Genomic DNA, 23,607 nt, shown 5'->3' on the forward strand with positions numbered 1-23,607 from the left:
TTTTCTATAATGACAACAAAAAGAAAAGGTGAGGCTATTGGTTTCGATAGATCGTGAGCAAATTGAACGAATGTTCCCGAATGTAATGACACATGATATGGAAAATAGAAAGCAATTATTCGTAATAAGCGTTGTATTTATAGCCTTTTGTTGTGCGCAAGCGGTATTTTTTGAAACGATTGCGCCGTTATTTTTACCATTTTGGCTAATCGTGCGTGAACGCCTACCTGGTTTTCAAAAATATGCAGCCATTGGTGGGCTTGCCGGTGCCTTTTTATTAGGGTTTGGTCAAGGGAGTATCATCGTATTACAAATTATACTGCTGCAATTACTACGCCGTATTCCCTCCGTAAAAATCTCGATCTATATACAGTTAACGACAGCGATATTAGTTGTACAATTGATTTGGCAAATGTTCTTTTATGGAGGATTACCACCGATTTTAGTGATCGTTTCCGTTTTGTATGAATGTCTATTTGCTCTAGTATTACTCTTTTTTATTACGCGATTATTACCAGAATCAAATAGCCTAAAATATACGTGGACACAAGATAAAGTTGTAGCAGTAGTTGTTTTACTAGCGAGCCTACTCATTGGCATGAAATCTTTTGTCGTTTTCTATTTTTCTGTACCGCAAATTCTCTTGTACGTATTAATTTGTGTTGTCGCCTATACAACGACGATTGGGGCAACGGTTATTTTTTCGCTGACACTGGGCTTTTTAATCGGACTAGCAGATTTGTCGTTTACTGGCATGATGATTTTATATGCATGTAGTGGGCTTGTGGCGAGTTTTGTGCAAAATTACGGCCGGCTAGCGGTTGCTTTATTCAGTATGCTTCCAAGTGTATTTTTCTTTTTCTATGACGCCACGTTGCCGCTAGATAGTGTGTATTTTTTATCAATGCTGACGGGCACGTTACTATTTTTACTGGTGCCAAAAAGTATATTACATGATGCGCAAGACTACTATAAACTGCAAACAAGTCCCATTGTGCAGGTGCAGCGTCATGAAGTAGTCGAGCAGCACTTACAGCAGTTTCAGCACTTTGCGATGTTTATGAAAGAACTGGTCTTTGAGAGATTTACAAAGGAAGCAGTGGTCGTTTCTGAACAGAAGGAACCCTTTATTATTTGTTCCAGTTGTTTTCGTTATGAGCAGTGTTTTGGAGAAGCAAAGGAAATGGTACCGATTCTTGAAAATTGGCGATTAGCAAAGAGAAGTTCCAAGCCTGTGACATGGGTACGTGCAGAAGAGCAAATAAAAAATAAGTGCATTAAATCAGGCAAGCTATTAGACGAGCTATATGCGGCACTACAAAAAGAGCAAATGGAACGCCAATTTTATCATGGAAAAAAAATGATCGCGCTCCAATTACGAGATTTAACAGAGCACCTCCAACAGCTCTTAAAGCACCAGCAACAAGAGTTAGGTGCACCAGAAACAGCGAGTGAATTGCAAAGTTTTTTAACAGAGCAAGGTTTTCAGTGCTTGCATATTGAATGGCTAAATCAAGAAATGGGAGAACGTGAACTCATTTTTTATATTGCGGGTGAACATAATGTGCAAGAAATGATGCAACAATTGGAACAGTATTTGTTTGAATGGTTGCATGAACCGATGCAAGGGGAATGGATGGGTGTACAAACGACACCTATTTTTTATAATCAGTTGAAGTTTCGTTCAGCAATTCGTTATCAATTGGAGTATGATATATATACGTATTCGTATCAAGATCATACGATTTCAGGTGACTCGTACCGCGTATTTCCGTTGCATAAGGGCTTGATGGCAATTATGTTATCCGATGGTATGGGGACAAGTCACCGGGCACAGCAAGAGAGCGAGCATTTAATTCATATGCTCCAGCAATGTCTTGCTTATAATTTAGACCCAGAAACAGCGATGCATACGATGCATTACGTCTTGTCGCTTAAAAGTGCTGATATGTATGCAACGATGGACTTTGCGCTTGTTGATTTACAGTTTGGTCATTTATGGTGTTGGAAAGCAGGAGGCATGACAACGTATGTGCTGCGCGGTGATGAATTATTTAAAGTAGAGAGCACGTGTGCCCCTATTGGTTTCTTATCAGACTTTGCAGTGGATACAGAAATGGTAAAACTGCGGGCTGATGATGTGATATTAATGGTGTCAGATGGGTTATTTTCTGAAATGGAAAATTGGACAGTACAAGAGCAACGATTTATTTCATCGATTCGTGAAAGCTTAGCGCAAGGAGCGACGATTCAAGTGGCACTATTCGATTGTATGACACGCTATAAGCAAAAATACGAAATTACAGACGATTGCACGGTTATGTTATTTCGCTTACAACAAGAAGTAAAACCTTGGCATGTATTCCGTCCAAATCAAGATTTTCGTATGGTTTAAATGAGGTGAGTAGGATGCATCGTTTTGAGCATCGTGTAGTAGCATATATAAAAGAACATCGGCTTGTTGTGCCGGGGGATAAATTATTGATCGCTTGTTCGGGAGGCGTTGATTCAATGGCGCTTCTCTCTTTTTTTCAGCAGTTTCAGCAGTATTTTCAAATTGAAATTGCCGTGGCTCATGTCGATCATATGCTGCGCGGCGAGACATCGGCACAAGACCGAGCGTTTGTTGAAGCGTATTGTCATGAACATGGCATACCGGTAAATAGTTGCGCGATTCCAATCGCAGCTATTCATGAACAAGAAGGGGGCAATTCACAAGCAATTTGTCGTCGGGAACGCTATCAATTTTTTGAGCATTTGATGCATAAGCATGCATTTACGAAGCTTGTAACAGCCCATCATGCAGATGACCAATTAGAATCGATGCTCATGGCACTAGCGAAAGCGAGTTCGTTAAATGGTTTGAAGGGTATTTTACCGATTCGTTCATTCGGACAATATTTTGTGATTCGTCCGTTTTTAATGGTTACAAAAGCGGAAGTTGGGGAATATTTACATAACCGAGCGCTTACTTTTCGTGAAGATGCCAGCAACGCAAAAGATGACTATACACGCAATCGTTTCCGTCATCATATTGTGCCGTTATTAAAGCATGAAAATGAAATGGTGTCACAGCATGCCGTGCAAATGGCGCAGCAGCTTGTCGACGATGATTTCCTACTCATGCAGCTGGCGCAAGGCCGTTTTAGGCAGCTTTTCGAAAAAATTGAGGGAAATTGTTATAAAGTATCTGTTTCTGCGCTACAAAATGAACCACTTGCTTTACAAAGAAGGCTCATTTTAATACTATTAAATTATCTTTATAACGATTCGAATACGATTCAAAGTTATACACTTTGTACGGCAATTTTAGCGTTATTTGATACGTCTAAAGGTAGCCGTTCAGTCGATTTACCACAGGATTTTATTGCACGCCGTCAGTATGATGAAGTTGTATTTGAAAAAAAACGTCAGCAGCAGGAACTCAAAAAGTGCGCGCTTCCCTTCAATGAATGGGTGACATTCGGAATGATACGTATTTATCTCGGGGAGTTAGCATTGTGTGATGATACTTTTTTACAAAAGTATCAGCCTCATTATTTTGAATCTTCGGCTGTAGAATTTCCGCTTCACGTAAGAATACCGAAGCAAGGTGACCGTATTTCGCTAAAAGGTATGCAGCACAAGAAAAAAGTTTCTCGCATTTTTATTGATGACAAGATTCCCTTCGTAAAAAGAGCCAATTGGCCGTTGCTAGTGGATACAAACGACGAGCCGTTAGCTTTATTAGCTGTCCGCGTAAACAATAAATTTTCTAACGTACAATCGACAAAGCATGATTATGTGCTTATTGTAGAAAGCGATGAACGTTTTTAGAAGGTTTAAACAATCTAAGGAGGAATCTACCCATGATTCAAAACGATATTGAAAAAATTATGATTTCAGAAGAACAAATCCAAGAGCGCATTAAAGACCTAGGTGCACAATTAACGGAAGAGTATAAAGATCGCTTCCCATTAGCAGTCGGTGTACTAAAAGGTGCTATGCCTTTCATGAACGATTTAATGAAACGTTTCGATTCTTACATTGAATTAGATTTCATGGATGTATCTTCATACGGGAACGCAACGGTATCATCTGGAGAAGTAAAAATTTTAAAAGACTTAAATACAAGCGTTGAAGGCCGTGATGTTATCATTATTGAAGACATTATCGACAGTGGTTTAACATTAAGTTATTTAGTGGATTTATTTAAATACCGCAAAGCAAAATCAATTAAAATCGTTACATTATTAGATAAGCCATCTGGTCGTAAAGTAAAATTAGAAGCTGATGTTGTTGGCTTCGAGGTACCAGACGGTTTCGTAGTAGGCTATGGACTAGATTACGTAGAAAAATATCGTAACTTACCATACATTGGTATTTTAAAACGTGAAGTTTATTCGTTTTAATTTTTAGTCCAACTTTGGACACGCTAATGCGAATGCATCTTTGAAAATTGAGCGGATTTTGTCATAATTCGCGCATTCATTTAAAATGCTCGGTGCTTTTCGTTGTATCAATTTTTCAACGTATGTTAAGATTTTACTTATAGTTTTTCTGTAATGTTGTGAGGAGGCTGGGGATGAATCGAATATTTCGATACACCATATTTTATTTACTAATTTTTCTCGTGATTATCGGGATTTTTGGAACATTTAATGGTGGTAAAAAAACAACTGAAAACCTTGATTACCACGCATTTTTCGAGGCAATTGAAAGTGACAAGGTAGAATCAGTCACAATTCAACCAGAACGAGGCGTGTATAAAATCACAGGTGAAATGAAGGGCGCTGAAGAAGGCGAAACATTTACAGTAAACATTCTGCAAAATGACCAAACTTCAGTAGATCGCATCCTACAAATTCAAGATGGGGAATACCCAGGCGTTGAAGTGTTAGAGGCTGCCCAAACAAGTGGATTTGTTACATTCTTAACAAGTATTATTCCATTTGTGATCATTATTATTTTATTCTTCTTCCTAATGAGTCAATCTCAAGGTGGGGGCAATAAGGTAATGAACTTCGGTAAATCAAAGGCGAAGCTATTTGATGACTCGAAGAAAAAAGTTCGCTTCAACGATGTAGCAGGTGCTGATGAAGAAAAGCAAGAGCTTGTCGAAGTTGTAGACTTCTTAAAAGATCACCGTAAGTTCACAGATATCGGTGCGCGTATTCCTAAAGGGATTCTACTTGTAGGTCCTCCAGGTACGGGTAAAACATTACTTGCACGTGCGGTTGCCGGTGAAGCAGGCGTACCATTCTTCTCGATTTCAGGTTCTGACTTCGTAGAAATGTTCGTCGGTGTCGGTGCATCTCGTGTACGTGACTTATTCGAAAATGCGAAGAAAAATGCGCCATGTATCATTTTCATCGATGAGATTGATGCAGTAGGTCGTCAACGTGGTGCTGGTCTTGGTGGTGGTCACGATGAGCGTGAGCAAACATTAAACCAATTACTAGTTGAAATGGATGGTTTCGGTGCGAACGAAGGTATTATTATCATCGCTGCAACAAACCGTCCAGACATTCTAGATAAAGCATTACTTCGTCCAGGACGTTTTGACCGCCAAATTACGGTTGGACACCCAGACGTTAAGGGCCGTGAAGCAATCCTTAAAGTACATGCACGTAACAAACCTTTATCAGAAGGTGTTGATTTAGGAGCAGTTGCACAGCGTACACCAGGATTCTCAGGTGCTGACTTAGAGAACTTATTAAACGAATCTGCACTTGTAGCTGCGCGTAAAAACAAAAAATCAATTAACATGGTTGATATCGACGAAGCATCTGACCGCGTCATCGCAGGTCCAGCAAAAGCAAGTCGTGTGTATTCTCCAAAAGAGAAAAAGCTTGTGGCATTCCACGAAGCAGGTCACGTTGTTGTTGGTTTAGAGTTAGACGAAGCAGATACAGTTCACAAAGTAACAATCGTTCCACGCGGTCAAGCGGGTGGCTATGCGATTATGTTACCGAAGGAAGAGCGCTTCTTTACGACAAAAACAGAGTTACTTGACCGTATCGCCGGACTTCTTGGTGGACGTGTTGCGGAGGAAATCGTACTTGGTGAAGTATCAACAGGTGCACATAATGACTTCCAAAAAGTAACGAGCATTGCACGTGCAATGGTAACAGAGTATGGGATGAGCAACAGCCTTGGGGCAGTTCAATATGGATCAAATCAAGGTGGTAACCCATTCTTAGGTCGTGACTTCGGTTCGGACCAAAACTACTCAGATACAGTTGCTTATGAAATCGACAAAGAAGTACAACGCATTGTTGATGAGCAATATGCACGTACGAGACGTATCTTAACGGAAAACCGTGAATTACTAGATTTAATTGCCGGTACATTAATGACGAAAGAAACATTAAACGCGCAAGAAATCGAGCATTTACGTGATCACGGTACACTTCCAGCTGAAGAAGTAGAAGCGGAATCAGCACCAAATCTTGAGAAAGCTGTAACACCAACTTTAGAAAAAGCTGGTGATGCGAACATCAACGAAGAGGTAATTGGCGAAGCAAAAGCTCCAACAGTAGAAGATTTACCAAAAGACGCTTCAGTAGAACGCCCACAAGGCATCGACGAAGACCGTCCAAAACAATAAGTATCCAAACTGGCTATTTCCTTTAGAGGAAGTAGTCAGTTTTTTTAAGGATAAGACATACTGCTTATTCAACGCGCCAGGTTCAAAAGTAGCCTCGATTGCGAATCACTACAAACATAATGAGTAAGTGTGGTATTATTTTGGGAAAGAACACATTAAAGTAGGTGCTATGTGTGATATTAGTAATGAATGCAGGAAATTCCAATGTTATTTTAGGAGTGTATAACAAGGATCAACTCGCCTATCAATGGCGCATGGAAACAAATATTCGCAAAACTGAAGATGAATACGCAATGCAATTGAATGCGTTTTTTTCATACGAGGGCATTTCATTTCAAGAAATTACAGGGATTATTATTTCGTCGGTAGTTCCCCCAATCATGTTTGCCTTAGAGCGCATGTGCAAAAAATATTTTCATAAGGAGCCATTAATTGTGGGACCGGGTGTGAAAACCGGCCTCAATATTAAATATGAAAATCCGCGTGAAGTCGGTACAGATCGAATTGTGAATGCGGTCGGGGCGCTCGTACAGTACGGAGGAAAACCGCTAATTATTATTGATTTTGGTACAGCGATTACGTATTGTTATTTAAATGCGCGTGGCGATTATTTAGGCGGCGCGATTGCACCAGGTATTGCGATTTCAACTGAAGCGTTATATGCGCGTGCGGCGAAATTGCCTCGCTTTGAAATTGCAAAAACCAATCAAATAATCGGTAAAAATACGATTTCAGCAATGCAGGCCGGCATATTTTTTGGCTTTATTGGCCAAGTAGAAGGTATTATCAGTCGCATGAAGGCACAAAGTGAGGAAGAACCACTTGTACTTGCAACCGGGGGACTTGCAACACTCATTGCCGATGAAACACAAATGATTGATGTTGTTGATCCAGACCTTACATTAAAAGGGCTCGCGACAATTTATAAAAGAAATCAGTAGAAAAGAGGACATTCAATATGAAAGACTATTTAATAAGAGCAATCGCATTTGACGGCCAAGTCCGTGCATTTGCAACAAATACAACAGAGACAGTAGCAGAAGCACAGCGCCGTCACAATACATGGCCGGTTGTTTCAGCAGCATTAGGTCGCTCAATGACGGCTTCAGTTATGATGGGTGCGATGTTAAAAGGTGATGACAAAATCACTGTTAAAATCCAAGGTAACGGTCCAATCGGTCCAATGGTAATCGATGCGGATGCTAAAGGAGATGTGCGTGGTTTTGTGACAAATCCACATGTACATTTTGATTTAAATGAGCACGGTAAGCTAGATGTGCGCGCAGGTGTAGGGACAGAAGGAACGTTAACGATTGTAAAAGACTTAGGAATGCGTGATATGTTCTCTGGTCAAACACCGATCGTTTCAGGTGAAATCGCAGAAGACTTCACTTACTATTTTGCTTCATCTGAACAAGTACCTTCATCAGTAGGTTTAGGTGTATTAGTAAACCCAGACAACACGATTTTAGCTGCGGGAGGCTTTATCATTCAATTAATGCCAGGCTGTGAAGATGAAACAATTGATGAAATTGAAAAGCGTTTATCTTCAATCGAGCCGGTTTCGAAAATGATTGAAAAAGGATATACACCAGAGCAAATTTTAGAAGCAGTATTAGGGGCCGGAAATGTACAAGTTCTTTCTGAATTACCTGTACAATTCCAATGCCAATGTTCAAAAGAGCGTTTCGGTGCAGCGATTATTGGTTTAGGTGTCGGAGAAATTCAAGAAATGATTGATGAAGATGGCGGAGCTCAAGCACAATGTCACTTCTGCTTAGAAACATATGAATTCACTAAAGAAGAGCTAAAAGGCTTCATTAATGAAATCCAATCGTAATTTGCACGATACACCAACACCACAAAATATACCGTACACACAACGACGCTTAAAAACGAAACCAACGTTAATTTTATTGCTTATTTTGTTAATCGGAAATCTATTTTGGTTCGTGTTATGGTTACTCCCATCAGAGGAATCTGCATTAAAAGACGGTAGCGAAACAGTCGCTACCGTTGAGGGAGATGCAATTACACGCCAACAATGGCTAGCCTCAATGGAAAGCCGATACGGGAAAGAAACACTGCGAAACTTAGTAAATGAAACCGTGATGGACAAAGCGGCACAGAAATATAAAATCAAAGCGAATGACGAAGAAATCGATTTAGAAATTGCATTACTTCGTTCAGCGCGAGATACCAATGATACATCTTTACATAGTTTATCAACGGAGCAATTACGTCAAAAAGTACGTGCGCAGCTTCTCTTAGAAAAAGTGCTGACAAATGATGTCGTAATCGAAGAACAGGAAGCGAAAACGTATTACGACGAAAACCAATCACTTTATAATATTCCAACGACCTATCGTACGAGTATGATTGTTGTCAATTCGAAAGAAGATGCAGAGCGCGTAGAAAAGGAATTGAAAAATGGTTCTGAGTTCGCCGTTTTAGCACGTGAGCATTCGCTTGATGCGGCATCAGCGAGTCTCGGTGGGGATATCGGCTTTGTATCATCCGAGCAATCTTCAGTAGAAACGGCCATCGTAAAAGCAGCACAACAATTAAAAGCACAGGCTACATCGAAGCCATTCGTATTAAGCGATGGCCGTTACGCGATTGTCATGGTGGCTGAAATTATCGAAGGGAATTCATTCTCTTACGATGAAGTTGAAAATCATGTGAAACGTCAGCTCGCTTTAGAACAATTACCGTCGTCGATTACACCAGAAGCTTTTTGGGCTGAATTTGGTGTTGAATGGTTTTACGGGGAAACAAAAAAATAGTTGTCTTCTTATACGACATACCTAGAAAATGGTGTGTCGTATTTTTTTGTCTTAAGGAAATTATAGATACTCGCATTTGTGGATAACTTTGTATAAAGTTCCCTCTACGTCTAGGCTAAAGCGCCAGCCCCTCGAGCTTTTCGGTCCCGCCTTTGTTCTTAAAATAGTCAGAAAATTTCACAAAAAAATAGCGCAAGTAATTGACAACGTTTCCTTAGACTGATAAGATTACAATTAAGGAAAACCTATTAAAGTAGTAGGGATTAGGAGGAGACATGATTCATGAGTAAATTAGCAAATTCTGTGGCTGAATTAGTTGGCCACACACCAATCGTAAAATTAAACAACGCAACAGGTGAAAATGACGGTAACGTATACGTAAAATTAGAATACTTCAACCCAGGTTCTTCAGTAAAAGACCGTTTAGCATTAGCGATGATCGAAGCAGCTGAAAAAGACGGAACATTACAACCAGGTGGCACGATTATTGAGCCAACTTCAGGGAATACAGGTATCGGTCTTGCCATGATCGCAGCAGCAAAAGGCTATAAAGCGATTTTAGTAATGCCAGAAACAATGAGCTTAGAGCGTCGTAACTTATTACGTGCTTACGGTGCAGACTTAGTGTTAACACCAGGCCCAGAAGGTATGAAGGGTGCAATCGCAAAAGCAGAAGAATTATCTGCTTCTGAAGGCTACTTCTTACCACAACAATTCAAAAACGAAGCGAATGCAGAAATCCACCGTTTAACAACAGGTCCAGAAATCATCGAAGCGTTTGAATCAGAAGGTTTACAAGTAGATGCATTCGTAGCGGGTGTTGGTACGGGTGGTACAATTACAGGTGCAGGCCAAGTATTAAAAGAAAAATTCCCAGCTGTTGAAATTATTGCAGTAGAGCCAAAAGATTCACCAGTTTTATCTGGCGGTAACCCTGGCCCACACAAAATCCAAGGAATTGGCGCTGGTTTCGTACCAGATGTATTAAATACAGACGTCTATTCTTCAGTATTCCCAGTAGAAAACGAAGTGGCATTCGAACACGCACGTAAAGTAGCGCGTGAAGAAGGTATTTTAGCAGGTATTTCTTCTGGTGCAGCGATTTATGCAGCAATTGAAACAGCAAAACGTTTAGGCAAAGGCAAAAATGTTGTCGCAATCATCCCATCAAATGGTGAGCGTTACCTATCAACACCTTTATACCAATTCGAAGACTAATCATTTGTTTAGACAGCCGTTCTAGTGAGAGTATTCTTACTAGAATGGCTTTTTTTATGGATAAAACCGCAATTCCCTAGCAATTTTCAGTATTTTCAAGTTTAATAAAGACAAATAGCTAAAGAAGGTGGACCAACTATGCAGCAACTTCTAGTACACACATTCCAAATGACGAAAGATGAATTTTTTTATAGCTTCAAGGAGCAAACATACGATATAAAAGAACGTATATTTTTAGAAAGTGGACGTGGCGGGCATTATTCGATTGCCGCGTGGCGCCCATTTGCGAAAGCCTGGTCGGTAGAAACAGGTCTTAAAATCGATTGGCAAAACGGTGAAACGGAAATTCGAAAAGGGGAAGCGTTAGCGCAGCTTGAACAGCTTGTGAAGCAATATGAATTTCAATCAAATGAGCAGCTTCCAGATTTCCAAGGCGGGGCAATTGGTTTTATTACCTATGATTACGCGCGTACGATTGAAGTGTTCGCCGAGGCAACAACGGATGACTTGCATGTACCCGATGTGTTTTTCTATTTGTTTGATCACTGGGCGGTACATAACGTAGCAACAAATGAAGTGACATTGATGAAATTGAAAACGAGCGCGGTCGACCTAGAGCAGTGGGAAATGGAGTGGGGACAGGCGGCCAAGTCCGGTTTAACAGCGCGACACTTTCACCAAGAAGCTGCGACAAATGATAGTCAAGACGAAAGTGAGCTGCAAGTATCGTTTGCAGGCGTGGATTTTGAAGTGGCGGTGCAAAAGATTCAAGATTATATCGGGCAAGGTGATGTATTCCAGGTAAATCTATCCGTACGTCAGGCGAAAAAGCTGTCAGCTACGCCAATGACGATGTATGAGGCGGTACGCTCGTTTAACCCGTCACCATATATGGCTTATATTGAAAGTGAAGATTTTGCTGTGGTTAGTGGTTCACCAGAATTACTCGTAAAGAAAAAGGGGACAGAGCTATCCACACGCCCGATTGCTGGTACACGTCCACGCGGGGCATCAAAAGAAGAGGATTTAGCGCTCGCGAATGAACTCATCAACCATGAAAAAGAACGCGCAGAACATGTGATGCTTGTTGATTTAGAACGCAATGACTTAGGGCGTGTAAGTGCGTATGGTACCGTGGAAGTCAATGAATTCATGGTCATTGAGTATTATTCGCATGTCATGCATATCGTATCGAATGTGCGCGGACAAATAGCTGAAGGTAAAACAAACGCTGATGTTATTCGGGCAATGTTCCCAGGCGGTACGATTACCGGAGCTCCGAAAATCCGTACGATGGAAATTATTGAGGAGCTAGAGCCTGTGCGCCGTGGTCTTTACACGGGGTCGATTGGCTGGCTTGGCTATACGGGGGATGTAGAGCTAAATATCGTCATTCGAACAGCGTACATTCAAGACGGAATCGCCTATATTCAGGCAGGTGCGGGGATTGTCATTGATTCGATTCCGGAGCAGGAATACGTAGAATCCATGAATAAAGCGAAAGCGATGTGGCAGGCAAAAGCTATGGCAGAAGAGGTGTCAAAATGATTTTAATGATTGATAACTACGATTCGTTTACGTATAACCTAGTACAATATTTTGGGGAGTTCGGTTATGAACTAGTCGTCAAGCGTAATGATGCGATTACTCTTGAAGAAATTGAGCAGCTGAATCCGATGATGCTTGTCATTTCACCAGGGCCATGCACACCAAATGAAGCAGGCGAGAGCTTAAACATCATTAAGTATTTTGCAGGGAAAATTCCACTGCTTGGTGTGTGCTTAGGGCATCAGGCGATTGCGCAAGTATTTGGCGGGGATGTTGTGCGAGCAGAGCGCTTAATGCACGGCAAAACATCACCGGTACAGCATAAAGGAATCGGTTTACACAGAAATAACAATAACCCATTTTTAGCGACACGCTATCATTCGCTTATTGTCGAGCCTAGGACATTACCAAATTGTTTAGAAGTGACGGCCTGGACAGAAGAAGGCGAAATTATGGGGCTGCGTCATAAGGACTTCGCGATTGAAGGCGTACAATATCACCCGGAGTCGATTATGACCGAAGAGGGAAAGTTACTTTTGAAAACATTTATTGAAACCTATTGCTAAGGGGGAGTCATGATGCTTTGTTGGATGAATGGACAATTTATAGAGGAACAGGAATTACTTATTTCACCGTTTGATCATGGTTTTTTGTATGGGCTTGGCTTTTTTGAAACATTTCGTACCTATAAGGGAAAAGTGGTGTTTTTACCGCTGCATGTTGAACGTTTACTGGAAGCGTTAAAGGAATACCGTATTGATTTTCCATATACGCTGAACGAGCTCGAACAAATTATTGAACAGCTAAATGCACAAGACGGAGAGGAAGGCTATTTTCGTTTGAATGTATCTGCAGGGGAACACCCAATCGGGCTCGCGCCTACAGCGTACAATCAGCCAAACGTCATTTTATTTCGTAAACAATTAGCACAACAAAAGCGCGGCACAGAAAAAGAAGCGGTATGGCTAGAGACGATTCGGAATTCGCCTGAACAACAGCAGCGTCATAAAAGCCATCATTATGGCAATAATGTGCGTGCACGAATGGAATTACCAAGCTTAGCGGTACATGAAGGCTTTTTTACAGACGCGCGCGGTGTTGTGGCAGAGGGAATTACGTCAAATATTTTTTGGATTAAAGATGGTATACTATATACGCCTTCCGCAAAACTAGGAATTTTACCAGGAATTACGCGTAAGATGGTGATTGAACTTGCCACAGCAATGGGCATTCAAGTGCGTGAAGGCAGCTTTTTGAAATGGGAGCTTGAACAAGCAGATGAATGCTTTATAACAACCGCTATACAGGAGCTTGTCCCGATTTCGCATATTGGCAACGTTCGTTTTGCTGGTAGCGAGGGTAGGATGTATCAAAAGCTTCATAACGCGTATGTACAAAAAATTGTGACCCATTTAGGAGAATAGGATGCTAGAACATTATAAAACATTGACTTTAAACGGAATCAAACTCGATTTTCATAAAGAAACGTTCGTCATGGGCATTTTAAACGTTACCCCGGATTCGTTTTCAGACGGTGGGGAGTTTAATTCTGTTGAAAAAGCAGTAGCGCAGGCCAAAAAAATGGTTGCAGACGGGGCGAAAATTATTGATGTTGGTGGGGAATCTACACGCCCAGGCTATACGCGTATTTCAGACGATGAAGAAATCACACGTGTTGTGCCAGTCATTGAAGCACTAGTAAAGGAAGTCCCAGCAATAATTTCAATTGATACGTATAAATCACATGTAGCACGCGCTGCGATTAACGCGGGAGCTCATATGATTAACGATATTTGGGGCGCAAAAGCAGACCCTAACATGGCGAAGGTTGCAGCAGAATTGAACGTGCCAATCATTTTAATGCATAATCGTGAATCAGACGCGTATACCGAGTACTTTACGGAGTTTTTACAAGAGCTAGAGGGAAGTATCGAAATCGCAAAAGCAGCAGGCGTACCGGATGAACATATTATGCTTGATCCCGGTATTGGTTTTGTGAAAAACCTAGCCGAGAGCATTGAAACGATGCAGCGTTTAGACGAGCTTGTCGCACTTGGCTACCCGGTATTACTGGCTACTTCGCGTAAACGCATGATTGGTGCGGTATTAGACTTGCCTGTTGATGAGCGCGTAGAAGGAACAGCTGCGACTTGTGCATTCGGTGTACAAAAGGGCTGTCATATGATGCGCGTACATGACGTAAAAGAAATTGCGCGTACGGTGAAAATGACAGACGCTTTAGTAGGGAAATTTAACGTACAAGGTGAATTAGCACCAAGACATTAAGGAGATTACGATGGATTACATTCACTTAAGAGAAATGCAGTTTTTTGGTTATCACGGTGTATTACCGGAAGAAAATGTACTAGGGCAACGCTTTCGGGCGAATGTATCGCTGGCAGTAGACATCAAACGCGCGGGTGAAACAGATGAGCTAGACGATACGGTTAGCTACGTAGGTGTTTATGATATTTGTAAGGATGTTATGGAAGGCAAGCCGTACAAGTTAATTGAAGCGGTGGCAGAAACAATTGCAACGCGTATTTTAACGCAGTATGAAGGGCAAGTATTCGGTTGCCGTGTGGAAGTTGTAAAGCCTGATCCACCGATTCCCGGGCATTATAAAGAAGTAGCCGTTGAAATTACGCGAGGACAGTTCGTATGAAACGAGCGTATTTATCAATAGGAACGAATATTGGCGAGCGTGAAAAAAATTTGCAAGATGCAGTACGTATGCTAATTGCGCATGAAGCGATTACGGTAACCGCCGTTTCATCGATTTACGAAACAGCAGCAGTAGGCTTTACGGAGCAGGCTGATTTTTTAAATATCGCGCTTCGCTTAGAAACAACTTTAAGTGCACAAGAGCTGCTTTTAGTCTGCCAGCAAGTCGAAAATGACTTAGGTCGTGTACGTGAATTCCGTTGGGGTCCACGTATTATTGATTTGGATATTCTATTGTACAATAATGAAACCTCTAATACAGAAACGCTCATTGTCCCGCATCCTCGCATGTACGAACGTGCTTTCGTGCTCGTGCCGTTAAAAGAGATTATGCCAGAAAAATGTGATATGCTTGAAGGCGTGCAAAATGCATATCAAACATTCGACATAGAGAAAGAGGGCGTCAAACTGTGGAAGACGATCGCTACGGTCGACGAATTCGTGCCTTCCGAAAACTAAAGCGAATTCAACAAACCGAACTAGCAAAACGTATTAGCATATCTGTTACGATTTTAGGAAGAATCGAGCGAGGCGAAAAACAGCCGACAGATGAACAACTTCAATCAATTGCGGATGTATTCGACATAAATATTCAAGAATTAAAAGGGAACGAATAATGGAGGGACCAATGTTGTCAAACAGTGAACAAAAGCCATTCCAAATTGGTGATATCGTCATGGACAACCGTGTCGTACTTGCTCCAATGGCAGGTGTCTGCAATTCAGCATTCCGTTTAACAGTAAAGGAATTTGGTGCCGGTTTAGTTTATGCTGAAATGATTAGTGATAAAGCATTAAACACGCGTAACCAAAAAACGATGGATATGCTGTATATCGATGAACGCGAAAATCCAATGACCTTGCAAATTTTTGGTGGCGACAAAGAAAACTTAGTCGAGGCAGCCAAATATGTAGATAAATATACAACAGCGGATATTATCGACATTAACATGGGTTGCCCAGTAAATAAAATCATCAAATGTGAAGCGGGTGCTAAGTGGCTACTTGACCCAAATAAAATTTATGAGATGGTATCTGCGGTAGTGGATGCAGTAGATAAGCCAGTATCCGTAAAAATGCGAATCGGCTGGGATGATGAGCATGTCTTTGCCGTTGAAAATGCATTAGCAGCTGAACGCGCAGGTGTATCAGCCATTGCGATGCACGGCCGTACACGTATGCAAATGTATGAGGGCAAAGCGAACTGGGACGTACTAGCGGAAGTGAAGAAGCATATTAACGTACCATTTATCGGTAACGGAGATGTGGAAACGCCGCAAGATGCGAAGCGTATGCTTGATCATACAGGTGCAGACGCGGTCATGATTGGGCGCGCGGCATTAGGGAACCCATGGATGATGTATCAAACTGTGCGCTATTTAGAAACGGGCGAGCTTTTACCAGAGCCATCATTACGCGAAAAGATGGATGTGTGTTTATTACACTTCGAACGTCTAAAAGCCTTAAAAGGCGAAAAAATTGCCGTACTTGAAATGCGTAGTCACGCGTCATGGTACTTAAAAGGTCTTCGTGGTAACGGTAAAATTCGTAATGCGATTAACACAGCAGTAACAGGTGATGATTTACGTACAATCATCAACAGTGTTGTCGCAGAGTACGAATTACACGGTAAGCTACTAGAAGCGTAAACAAAAAAGGCATCTTGTAAAAAGGTGCCTTTTAGTGATTCTACAAAACTCTTTTCACAGAATTATTAAACATTTCAAATTAATTCGAAACAGATGAATCACAAAAAGAAATACGGTACAATAGAAATATTATGGACTATTGTGCCACATTCGAGCGCAAAAACATTAAGGAGTGAAACACGTGTCAAATATCGAAGAATTAAACGACCAACTTTTGGTGAGACGCCAAAAGATGACTGATATTCAAGAAAACGGTATGGACCCATTCGGTAGCCGTTTTGAACGTACACATTTATCAAATGAAGTAATTGCTGAAAACGAAGAGTTCGACAAAGATTATTTACATGATAACCCACGCCAAGTAGTAATCGCTGGTCGTATCATGACGAAGCGCGGTAAAGGTAAAGCAGGCTTTGCGCATATTCAAGACTTAGGTGGCCAAATTCAAATTTATGTACGTAAAGATGCAATCGGCGACGAAGCTTACGAATTATTCAATAAAGCAGACCTTGGTGATATCGTAGGGATTAAAGGGGATGTATTCCGCACGCAAGTTGGTGAGTTATCAGTTAAAGCAACTGAATTCACATTCTTAACAAAAGCGTTACGCCCATTACCAGACAAATTCCACGGCTTAACAGACGTAGAGCAACGCTACCGTCAACGTTATGTAGACTTAATGACGAACGATGAATCTAAAGCTACATTCATCTTACGTTCTAAAATCATCCGTGCAATCCGTAACTATTTAGATAACAAAGGTTATTTAGAAGTCGAAACACCAATGTTACACACAATCGCTGGTGGTGCTGCGGCGCGTCCGTTCATTACACACCATAACGCGCTTGATATGGAATTATATATGCGTATCGCAATCGAGTTACACTTAAAACGTTTAATCGTTGGTGGCTTAGAAAAAGTATATGAAATCGGCCGTGTATTCCGTAACGAGGGGATTTCAACTCGTCACAACCCAGAATTCACAATGATTGAATTATACGAAGCGTATGCAGACTATAACGACATTATGGACTTAACAGAAGGATTAGTTGCCCATATTGCTGGGGAAGTATTAGGTACAACTTCTGTACAATATGGTGAAGATACAATCGAACTAGGTGTAGGTTGGAAACGTCTACACATGGTAGATGCAGTTAAAGAAGCAACAGGTGTAGACTTCTGGGCGCCAATGACTGTAGAAGAAGCACGCGCACACGCTGCAGAACACGGTGTAGAAATCAAGCCATCACATGAAGTAGGTCATATCATTAATGAATTCTTCGAGCAAAAAATCGAAGAAACATTAGTACAACCTACCTTCATTACAGGTCATCCAGTAGAAATCTCGCCACTTGCGAAGAAAAACCCTGAAGATCCACGCTTCACAGATCGTTTTGAGTTATTCATCGTTCGCCGTGAGCATGCAAATGCCTTCACAGAACTAAATGACCCAATCGATCAACGCGAGCGCTTTGAAGCTCAAATGGCTGAAAAAGAAGCTGGTAATGACGAAGCACATGAAATGGATAACGATTTCATCGAAGCGTTAGAATACGGTATGCCGCCAACAGGTGGTTTAGGTATCGGTATCGACCGTCTTGTTATGTTATTAACAAACTCACCATCGATCCGTGACGTTCTATTATTCCCAACAATGCGTCACACTTCAAAATAACAACAATACTTTTAGGTGAATCTGTAAAAGGATTCACCTGTTTTTAATTTTATAGAAGTATAGAGTGGATTAAATTTAGATGTAATTGATTAAGTGTGATGAATAAGATTAAGTAAAATGCTCTTCTATAGAAGGAAAAGGCCAAAAACTTAATTTACCTCTATCTAATGATTCCGATGCTTAGTGAAGTCATAGGCCAAAGTAAAGCTATTTTAATAGTAGAACTAAAGAAAATTAATATAAATTAAAAGTTTTTCTCAAAAAACTATTGCAATATAGTTTGAGACGTGATAAATTATTACTTGTCGCTGAAACACAGCAACGAAAAAACTTTACTTCTATTTTTTAAAATGATAGAATATGAAAGTTACTAATTTTATATAACACTTCGTTGAAAAACTTTCTTTTAAAAAATAGTTGACATCGAAACTGTGAAATGGTAAGATATAAAAGTTGTCACAAACGACAACGACATGAACCTTGAAAACTGAACAAGCAACGTTAATGAAAAACAAGTTTCTTAAATGAAACAAACAATAGATTTCAACTTTAATTAGTTGGATCGCTAGCAAAGCAAATGAGCTTTCAAACTAACTATTATGGAGAGTTTGATCCTGGCTCAGGACGAACGCTGGCGGCGTGCCTAATACATGCAAGTCGAGCGAATGATTAGAGAAGCTTGCTTCTCTCTGATTTAGCGGCGGACGGGTGAGTAACACGTGGGTAACCTACCCTATAGACTGGGATAACTTCGGGAAACCGGAGCTAATACCGGATAATACTTCGAAACACATGTTTTGAAGTTGAAAGATGGTTTCGGCTATCACTATAGGATGGACCCGCGGCGCATTAGCTAGTTGGTGAGGTAACGGCTCACCAAGGCAACGATGCGTAGCCGACCTGAGAGGGTGATCGGCCACACTGGGACTGAGACACGGCCCAGACTCCTACGGGAGGCAGCAGTAGGGAATCTTCCACAATGGACGAAAGTCTGATGGAGCAACGCCGCGTGAGTGAAGAAGGATTTCGGTTCGTAAAACTCTGTTGCAAGGGAAGAACAAGTAGCGTAGTAACTGGCGCTACCTTGACGGTACCTTGTTAGAAAGCCACGGCTAACTACGTGCCAGCAGCCGCGGTAATACGTAGGTGGCAAGCGTTGTCCGGAATTATTGGGCGTAAAGCGCGCGCAGGTGGTTCCTTAAGTCTGATGTGAAAGCCCCCGGCTCAACCGGGGAGGGTCATTGGAAACTGGGGAACTTGAGTGCAGAAGAGGATAGTGGAATTCCAAGTGTAGCGGTGAAATGCGTAGAGATTTGGAGGAACACCAGTGGCGAAGGCGACTATCTGGTCTGTAACTGACACTGAGGCGCGAAAGCGTGGGGAGCAAACAGGATTAGATACCCTGGTAGTCCACGCCGTAAACGATGAGTGCTAAGTGTTGGGGGGTTTCCGCCCCTCAGTGCTGCAGCTAACGCATTAAGCACTCCGCCTGGGGAGTACGGTCGCAAGACTGAAACTCAAAGGAATTGACGGGGGCCCGCACAAGCGGTGGAGCATGTGGTTTAATTCGAAGCAACGCGAAGAACCTTACCAGGTCTTGACATCCCATTGACCACTGTAGAGATACAGTTTTCCCTTCGGGGACAACGGTGACAGGTGGTGCATGGTTGTCGTCAGCTCGTGTCGTGAGATGTTGGGTTAAGTCCCGCAACGAGCGCAACCCTTGTTCTTAGTTGCCATCATTTAGTTGGGCACTCTAAGGAGACTGCCGGTGATAAACCGGAGGAAGGTGGGGATGACGTCAAATCATCATGCCCCTTATGACCTGGGCTACACACGTGCTACAATGGACGATACAAACGGTTGCCAACCCGCGAGGGGGAGCTAATCCGATAAAATCGTTCTCAGTTCGGATTGTAGGCTGCAACTCGCCTACATGAAGCCGGAATCGCTAGTAATCGTGGATCAGCATGCCACGGTGAATACGTTCCCGGGCCTTGTACACACCGCCCGTCACACCACGAGAGTTTGTAACACCCGAAGTCGGTGAGGTAACCTTTATGGAGCCAGCCGCCGAAGGTGGGATAGATGATTGGGGTGAAGTCGTAACAAGGTAGCCGTATCGGAAGGTGCGGCTGGATCACCTCCTTTCTAAGGATTATTTCGGAAATCTTTCCATGGGAAAGATACTCATTAACGTTTGCTGTTCAGTTTTGAAGGTTCATTCTTAATTGAATGAGATACTTCAAAAAAATATTTGCTCCTGTCGCTAGCGCTATCGTCGCAAAGCTGCATGAAGTGAATTCAGCGAAGTTCAGTCATGAAGTGATTGAAGTCAGCTGCTTTGTTCTTTGAAAACTGGATAAAACGACATTGATAAGTAATAAACAAACAATAGATCAAGAAATTGATCGTGCAATATCCTTAAAATCTTAAATCTTTTGATTTAAGTTTAACTTTTGGTTAAGTTAATAAGGGCGCACGGTGGATGCCTTGGCACTAGGAGTCGATGAAGGACGGCACTAACACCGATATGCCTCGGGGAGCTGTAAGTAAGCTTTGATCCGGGGATTTCCGAATGGGGGAACCCACTATCTTTAATCGGATAGTACACTCACGTGAATTCATAGCGTGTTTGAGACAGACGCAGGGAACTGAAACATCTAAGTACCTGCAGGAACAGAAAGAAAATTCGATTCCCTGAGTAGCGGCGAGCGAAACGGGAAGAGCCCAAACCAAAGAGCTTGCTCTTTGGGGTTGTAGGACACTCAATACGGAGTTACAAAAGAATGATTTAGGCGAAGCGACTTGGAAAGGTCCGCAAAATAAGGTAAAAGCCCTGTAGCCCAAAAGTTATTCCCTCCTGAGTGGATCCTGAGTACGGCGGAACACGTGAAATTCCGTCGGAATCCGGGAGGACCATCTCCCAAGGCTAAATACTACCTAGTGACCGATAGTGAACCAGTACCGTGAGGGAAAGGTGAAAAGCACCCCGGAAGGGGAGTGAAATAGATCCTGAAACCGTGTGCCTACAAGTAGTTAGAGCCCGTTAATGGGTGATAGCGTGCCTTTTGTAGAATGAACCGGCGAGTTACGATTACGTGCGAGGTTAAGTTGAGAAGACGGAGCCGCAGCGAAAGCGAGTCTGAATAGGGCGAATTAGTACGTGGTCGTAGACCCGAAACCAGGTGATCTACCCATGTCCAGGGTGAAGGTGAGGTAACACTTACTGGAGGCCCGAACCCACGCACGTTGAAAAGTGCGGGGATGAGGTGTGGGTAGCGGAGAAATTCCAATCGAACCTGGAGATAGCTGGTTCTCTCCGAAATAGCTTTAGGGCTAGCCTCGTGATTGAGAATACTGGAGGTAGAGCACTGTTTGGACTAGGGGGGCATCTCGCTTTACCGAATTCAGACAAACTCCGAATGCCAGATATTTATACACGGGAGTCAGACTGCGAGTGATAAGATCCGTAGTCAAGAGGGAAACAGCCCAGACCACCAGCTAAGGTCCCAAAGTAATCGTTAAGTGGAAAAGGATGTGGCGTTGCTTAGACAACCAGGATGTTGGCTTAGAAGCAGCCATCATTTAAAGAGTGCGTAATAGCTCACTGGTCGAGTGACGCTGCGCCGAAAATGTATCGGGGCTAAACGATTCACCGAAGCTGTGGATGCATCCAATAGGATGCGTGGTAGGAGAGCGTTCTAAGGGCGTTGAAGTCAGACCGGAAGGACTGGTGGAGCGCTTAGAAGTGAGAATGCCGGTATGAGTAGCGAAAGACGGGTGAGAATCCCGTCCACCGTATGACTAAGGTTTCCTGAGGAAGGCTCGTCCGCTCAGGGTTAGTCGGGACCTAAGCCGAGGCCGATAGGCGTAGGCGATGGACAACAGGTTGATATTCCTGTACCACCTCCTCACCGTTTGAGAAATGGGGGGACGCAGTAGGATAGGGTAAGCACGCCGTTGGTTGCGCGTGTTCAAGCAGTAAGGTGTGTATGTAGGCAAATCCGCATACTTTAACATTGAGCTGTGATGACGAGTCCGTATGGACGAAGTTCCTGATTTCACACTGCCAAGAAAAGCCTCTATCGAGGTGAGAGGTGCCCGTACCGCAAACCGACACAGGTAGTCGAGGAGAGAATCCTAAGGTGTGCGAGAGAACTCTCGTTAAGGAACTCGGCAAAATGACCCCGTAACTTCGGGAGAAGGGGTGCTCTGTTAGCGTGCAAGCGTGAGAGAGCCGCAGTGAATAGGCCCAGGCGACTGTTTAGCAAAAACACAGGTCTCTGCAAAACCGTAAGGTGACGTATAGGGGCTGACGCCTGCCCGGTGCTGGAAGGTTAAGAGGAGTGGTTAGCGCAAGCGAAGCTGCGAATTGAAGCCCCAGTAAACGGCGGCCGTAACTATAACGGTCCTAAGGTAGCGAAATTCCTTGTCGGGTAAGTTCCGACCCGCACGAAAGGCGTAACGATCTGGGCACTGTCTCAACGAGAGACTCGGTGAAATTATAGTACCTGTGAAGATGCAGGTTACCCGCGACAGGACGGAAAGACCCCGTGGAGCTTTACTGTAGCCTGATATTGAATTTTGGTACAACTTGTACAGGATAGGTAGGAGCCAGAGATCCCGGAGCGCCAGCTTCGGAGGAGGCGTCAGTGGGATACTACCCTGGTTGTATTGAACTTCTAACCCATGCCCCTTAGCGGGGTAGGAGACAGTGTCAGGCGGACAGTTTGACTGGGGCGGTCGCCTCCTAAAGAGTAACGGAGGCGCCCAAAGGTTCCCTCAGAATGGTTGGAAATCATTCGTAGAGTGTAAAGGCATAAGGGAGCTTGACTGCGAGACCTACAAGTCGAGCAGGGTCGAAAGACGGGCTTAGTGATCCGGTGGTTCCGCATGGAAGGGCCATCGCTCAACGGATAAAAGCTACCCCGGGGATAACAGGCTTATCTCCCCCAAGAGTCCACATCGACGGGGAGGTTTGGCACCTCGATGTCGGCTCATCGCATCCTGGGGCTGTAGTCGGTCCCAAGGGTTGGGCTGTTCGCCCATTAAAGCGGTACGCGAGCTGGGTTCAGAACGTCGTGAGACAGTTCGGTCCCTATCCGTCGTGGGCGTAGGAAATTTGAGAGGAGCTGTCCTTAGTACGAGAGGACCGGGATGGACACACCGCTGGTGTACCAGTTGTTCTGCCAAGAGCATCGCTGGGTAGCTATGTGTGGACGGGATAAGTGCTGAAAGCATCTAAGCATGAAGCCCCCCTCAAGATGAGATTTCCCATTACGCAAGTAAGTAAGACCCCTGAAAGACGATCAGGTAGATAGGTTCGAGGTGGAAGCGCAGTGATGTGTGGAGCTGACGAATACTAATCGGTCGAGGACTTAACCACAATTTATGAACATCAATGAAACGTTTATCC

Annotated in this window: 17 protein-coding genes and 2 rRNA genes; all 19 read left to right on the forward strand. The window is 42.9% G+C overall.

Annotated features, from left to right (window positions below):
- The first annotated feature begins 37 nt into the window (after positions 1-37).
- The 19 genes from NSQ62_RS00405 to NSQ62_RS00495 all read left to right on the forward strand — a co-directional run bounded on the left by NSQ62_RS00405 (position 38) and on the right by NSQ62_RS00495 (position 23,577).
- Positions 38-2,395, forward strand: a complete 2,358-nt coding sequence (locus NSQ62_RS00405) for a SpoIIE family protein phosphatase (protein ID WP_341321996.1) — start codon at positions 38-40, stop codon at positions 2,393-2,395.
- A 14-nt stretch (positions 2,396-2,409) separates the two neighbouring features.
- Positions 2,410-3,816, forward strand: a complete 1,407-nt coding sequence (gene tilS / locus NSQ62_RS00410; RefSeq protein ID WP_341321997.1) for a tRNA lysidine(34) synthetase TilS — start codon at positions 2,410-2,412, stop codon at positions 3,814-3,816.
- A gap of 32 nt (positions 3,817-3,848) precedes the next feature.
- The gene (gene hpt / locus NSQ62_RS00415; RefSeq protein WP_341321998.1) at positions 3,849-4,391 is read left to right on the forward strand and encodes a hypoxanthine phosphoribosyltransferase; all 543 of its coding nucleotides are present in this window, start codon (positions 3,849-3,851) and stop codon (positions 4,389-4,391) included.
- Positions 4,392-4,564: 173 nt separating this feature from the next.
- On the forward strand, positions 4,565-6,589 hold the full coding sequence (gene ftsH, locus NSQ62_RS00420; protein ID WP_341321999.1) for an ATP-dependent zinc metalloprotease FtsH: 2,025 nt from the start codon (positions 4,565-4,567) through the stop codon (positions 6,587-6,589).
- A gap of 173 nt (positions 6,590-6,762) precedes the next feature.
- Positions 6,763-7,530 carry a type III pantothenate kinase gene (locus NSQ62_RS00425; RefSeq protein ID WP_341322000.1) on the forward strand — a complete coding sequence of 256 codons (768 nt, stop codon included), beginning with the start codon at positions 6,763-6,765 and terminating at the stop codon, positions 7,528-7,530.
- A gap of 17 nt (positions 7,531-7,547) precedes the next feature.
- Entirely contained in the window at positions 7,548-8,429 is an 882-nt protein-coding gene (hslO, locus tag NSQ62_RS00430) for an Hsp33 family molecular chaperone HslO (RefSeq protein ID WP_341322001.1), read from the forward strand.
- Entirely contained in the window at positions 8,413-9,375 is a 963-nt protein-coding gene (locus NSQ62_RS00435) for a peptidyl-prolyl cis-trans isomerase (protein ID WP_341322002.1), read from the forward strand. Before hslO ends, NSQ62_RS00435 begins: the two co-directional genes overlap by 17 nt.
- Positions 9,376-9,657: 282 nt before the next feature.
- Positions 9,658-10,593 carry a cysteine synthase A gene (gene cysK, locus NSQ62_RS00440; RefSeq protein WP_341322003.1) on the forward strand — a complete coding sequence of 312 codons (936 nt, stop codon included), beginning with the start codon at positions 9,658-9,660 and terminating at the stop codon, positions 10,591-10,593.
- A 138-nt stretch (positions 10,594-10,731) separates the two neighbouring features.
- Positions 10,732-12,141: an anthranilate synthase component I family protein gene (locus tag NSQ62_RS00445; protein WP_341322004.1), complete on the forward strand. Its 1,410-nt coding sequence runs from the start codon at positions 10,732-10,734 to the stop codon at positions 12,139-12,141.
- Positions 12,138-12,707: an aminodeoxychorismate/anthranilate synthase component II gene (pabA, locus tag NSQ62_RS00450; protein WP_341322005.1), complete on the forward strand. Its 570-nt coding sequence runs from the start codon at positions 12,138-12,140 to the stop codon at positions 12,705-12,707. Before NSQ62_RS00445 ends, pabA begins: the two co-directional genes overlap by 4 nt.
- A 12-nt stretch (positions 12,708-12,719) precedes the next feature.
- Positions 12,720-13,565 carry an aminodeoxychorismate lyase gene (gene pabC, locus NSQ62_RS00455; protein WP_341323859.1) on the forward strand — a complete coding sequence of 282 codons (846 nt, stop codon included), beginning with the start codon at positions 12,720-12,722 and terminating at the stop codon, positions 13,563-13,565.
- A gap of 1 nt (position 13,566) precedes the next feature.
- The gene (gene folP, locus NSQ62_RS00460; protein WP_341322006.1) at positions 13,567-14,427 is read left to right on the forward strand and encodes a dihydropteroate synthase; all 861 of its coding nucleotides are present in this window, start codon (positions 13,567-13,569) and stop codon (positions 14,425-14,427) included.
- 10 nt (positions 14,428-14,437) lie between these two features.
- Positions 14,438-14,806, forward strand: a complete 369-nt coding sequence (gene folB, locus NSQ62_RS00465) for a dihydroneopterin aldolase (RefSeq protein ID WP_341322007.1) — start codon at positions 14,438-14,440, stop codon at positions 14,804-14,806.
- Entirely contained in the window at positions 14,803-15,324 is a 522-nt protein-coding gene (gene folK, locus NSQ62_RS00470) for a 2-amino-4-hydroxy-6-hydroxymethyldihydropteridine diphosphokinase (protein WP_341322008.1), read from the forward strand. The genes folB and folK overlap by 4 nt, the downstream gene beginning before the upstream one ends.
- On the forward strand, positions 15,276-15,482 hold the full coding sequence (locus NSQ62_RS00475) for a helix-turn-helix transcriptional regulator (protein WP_341322009.1): 207 nt from the start codon (positions 15,276-15,278) through the stop codon (positions 15,480-15,482). Before folK ends, NSQ62_RS00475 begins: the two co-directional genes overlap by 49 nt.
- A gap of 14 nt (positions 15,483-15,496) precedes the next feature.
- Entirely contained in the window at positions 15,497-16,513 is a 1,017-nt protein-coding gene (gene dusB, locus NSQ62_RS00480) for a tRNA dihydrouridine synthase DusB (RefSeq protein WP_341323860.1), read from the forward strand.
- 172 nt (positions 16,514-16,685) lie between these two features.
- The gene (gene lysS / locus NSQ62_RS00485; protein ID WP_341322010.1) at positions 16,686-18,188 is read left to right on the forward strand and encodes a lysine--tRNA ligase; all 1,503 of its coding nucleotides are present in this window, start codon (positions 16,686-16,688) and stop codon (positions 18,186-18,188) included.
- 596 nt (positions 18,189-18,784) lie between these two features.
- Positions 18,785-20,339: ribosomal RNA gene (locus NSQ62_RS00490) — 16S ribosomal RNA — on the forward strand.
- A gap of 310 nt (positions 20,340-20,649) precedes the next feature.
- Positions 20,650-23,577 (forward strand): 23S ribosomal RNA (locus tag NSQ62_RS00495).
- The 16S and 23S rRNA genes sit together here, the layout of an rRNA operon.
- Positions 23,578-23,607: the final 30 nt, after the last annotated feature.

The organism is Solibacillus sp. FSL H8-0523 (assembly GCF_038051985.1).
In the GTDB taxonomy this organism is placed as follows: domain Bacteria; phylum Bacillota; class Bacilli; order Bacillales_A; family Planococcaceae; genus Solibacillus.

What these genes read in the sequence shown, in the direction of transcription:
- folK (WP_341322008.1), top strand. Translation starts at nt 14,803, where the DNA reads ATGAAACGAGCGTATTTATCAATAGGAACGAATATTGGCGAGCGTGAA.
- cysK (WP_341322003.1), top strand. Translation starts at nt 9,658, where the DNA reads ATGAGTAAATTAGCAAATTCTGTGGCTGAATTAGTTGGCCACACACCA.
- pabA (WP_341322005.1), top strand. Translation starts at nt 12,138, where the DNA reads ATGATTTTAATGATTGATAACTACGATTCGTTTACGTATAACCTAGTA.
- folP (WP_341322006.1), top strand. Translation starts at nt 13,567, where the DNA reads ATGCTAGAACATTATAAAACATTGACTTTAAACGGAATCAAACTCGAT.
- NSQ62_RS00445 (WP_341322004.1), top strand. Translation starts at nt 10,732, where the DNA reads ATGCAGCAACTTCTAGTACACACATTCCAAATGACGAAAGATGAATTT.
- folB (WP_341322007.1), top strand. Translation starts at nt 14,438, where the DNA reads ATGGATTACATTCACTTAAGAGAAATGCAGTTTTTTGGTTATCACGGT.
- hpt (WP_341321998.1), top strand. Translation starts at nt 3,849, where the DNA reads ATGATTCAAAACGATATTGAAAAAATTATGATTTCAGAAGAACAAATC.
- ftsH (WP_341321999.1), top strand. Translation starts at nt 4,565, where the DNA reads ATGAATCGAATATTTCGATACACCATATTTTATTTACTAATTTTTCTC.
- tilS (WP_341321997.1), top strand. Translation starts at nt 2,410, where the DNA reads ATGCATCGTTTTGAGCATCGTGTAGTAGCATATATAAAAGAACATCGG.
- hslO (WP_341322001.1), top strand. Translation starts at nt 7,548, where the DNA reads ATGAAAGACTATTTAATAAGAGCAATCGCATTTGACGGCCAAGTCCGT.
- pabC (WP_341323859.1), top strand. Translation starts at nt 12,720, where the DNA reads ATGCTTTGTTGGATGAATGGACAATTTATAGAGGAACAGGAATTACTT.
- NSQ62_RS00435 (WP_341322002.1), top strand. Translation starts at nt 8,413, where the DNA reads ATGAAATCCAATCGTAATTTGCACGATACACCAACACCACAAAATATA.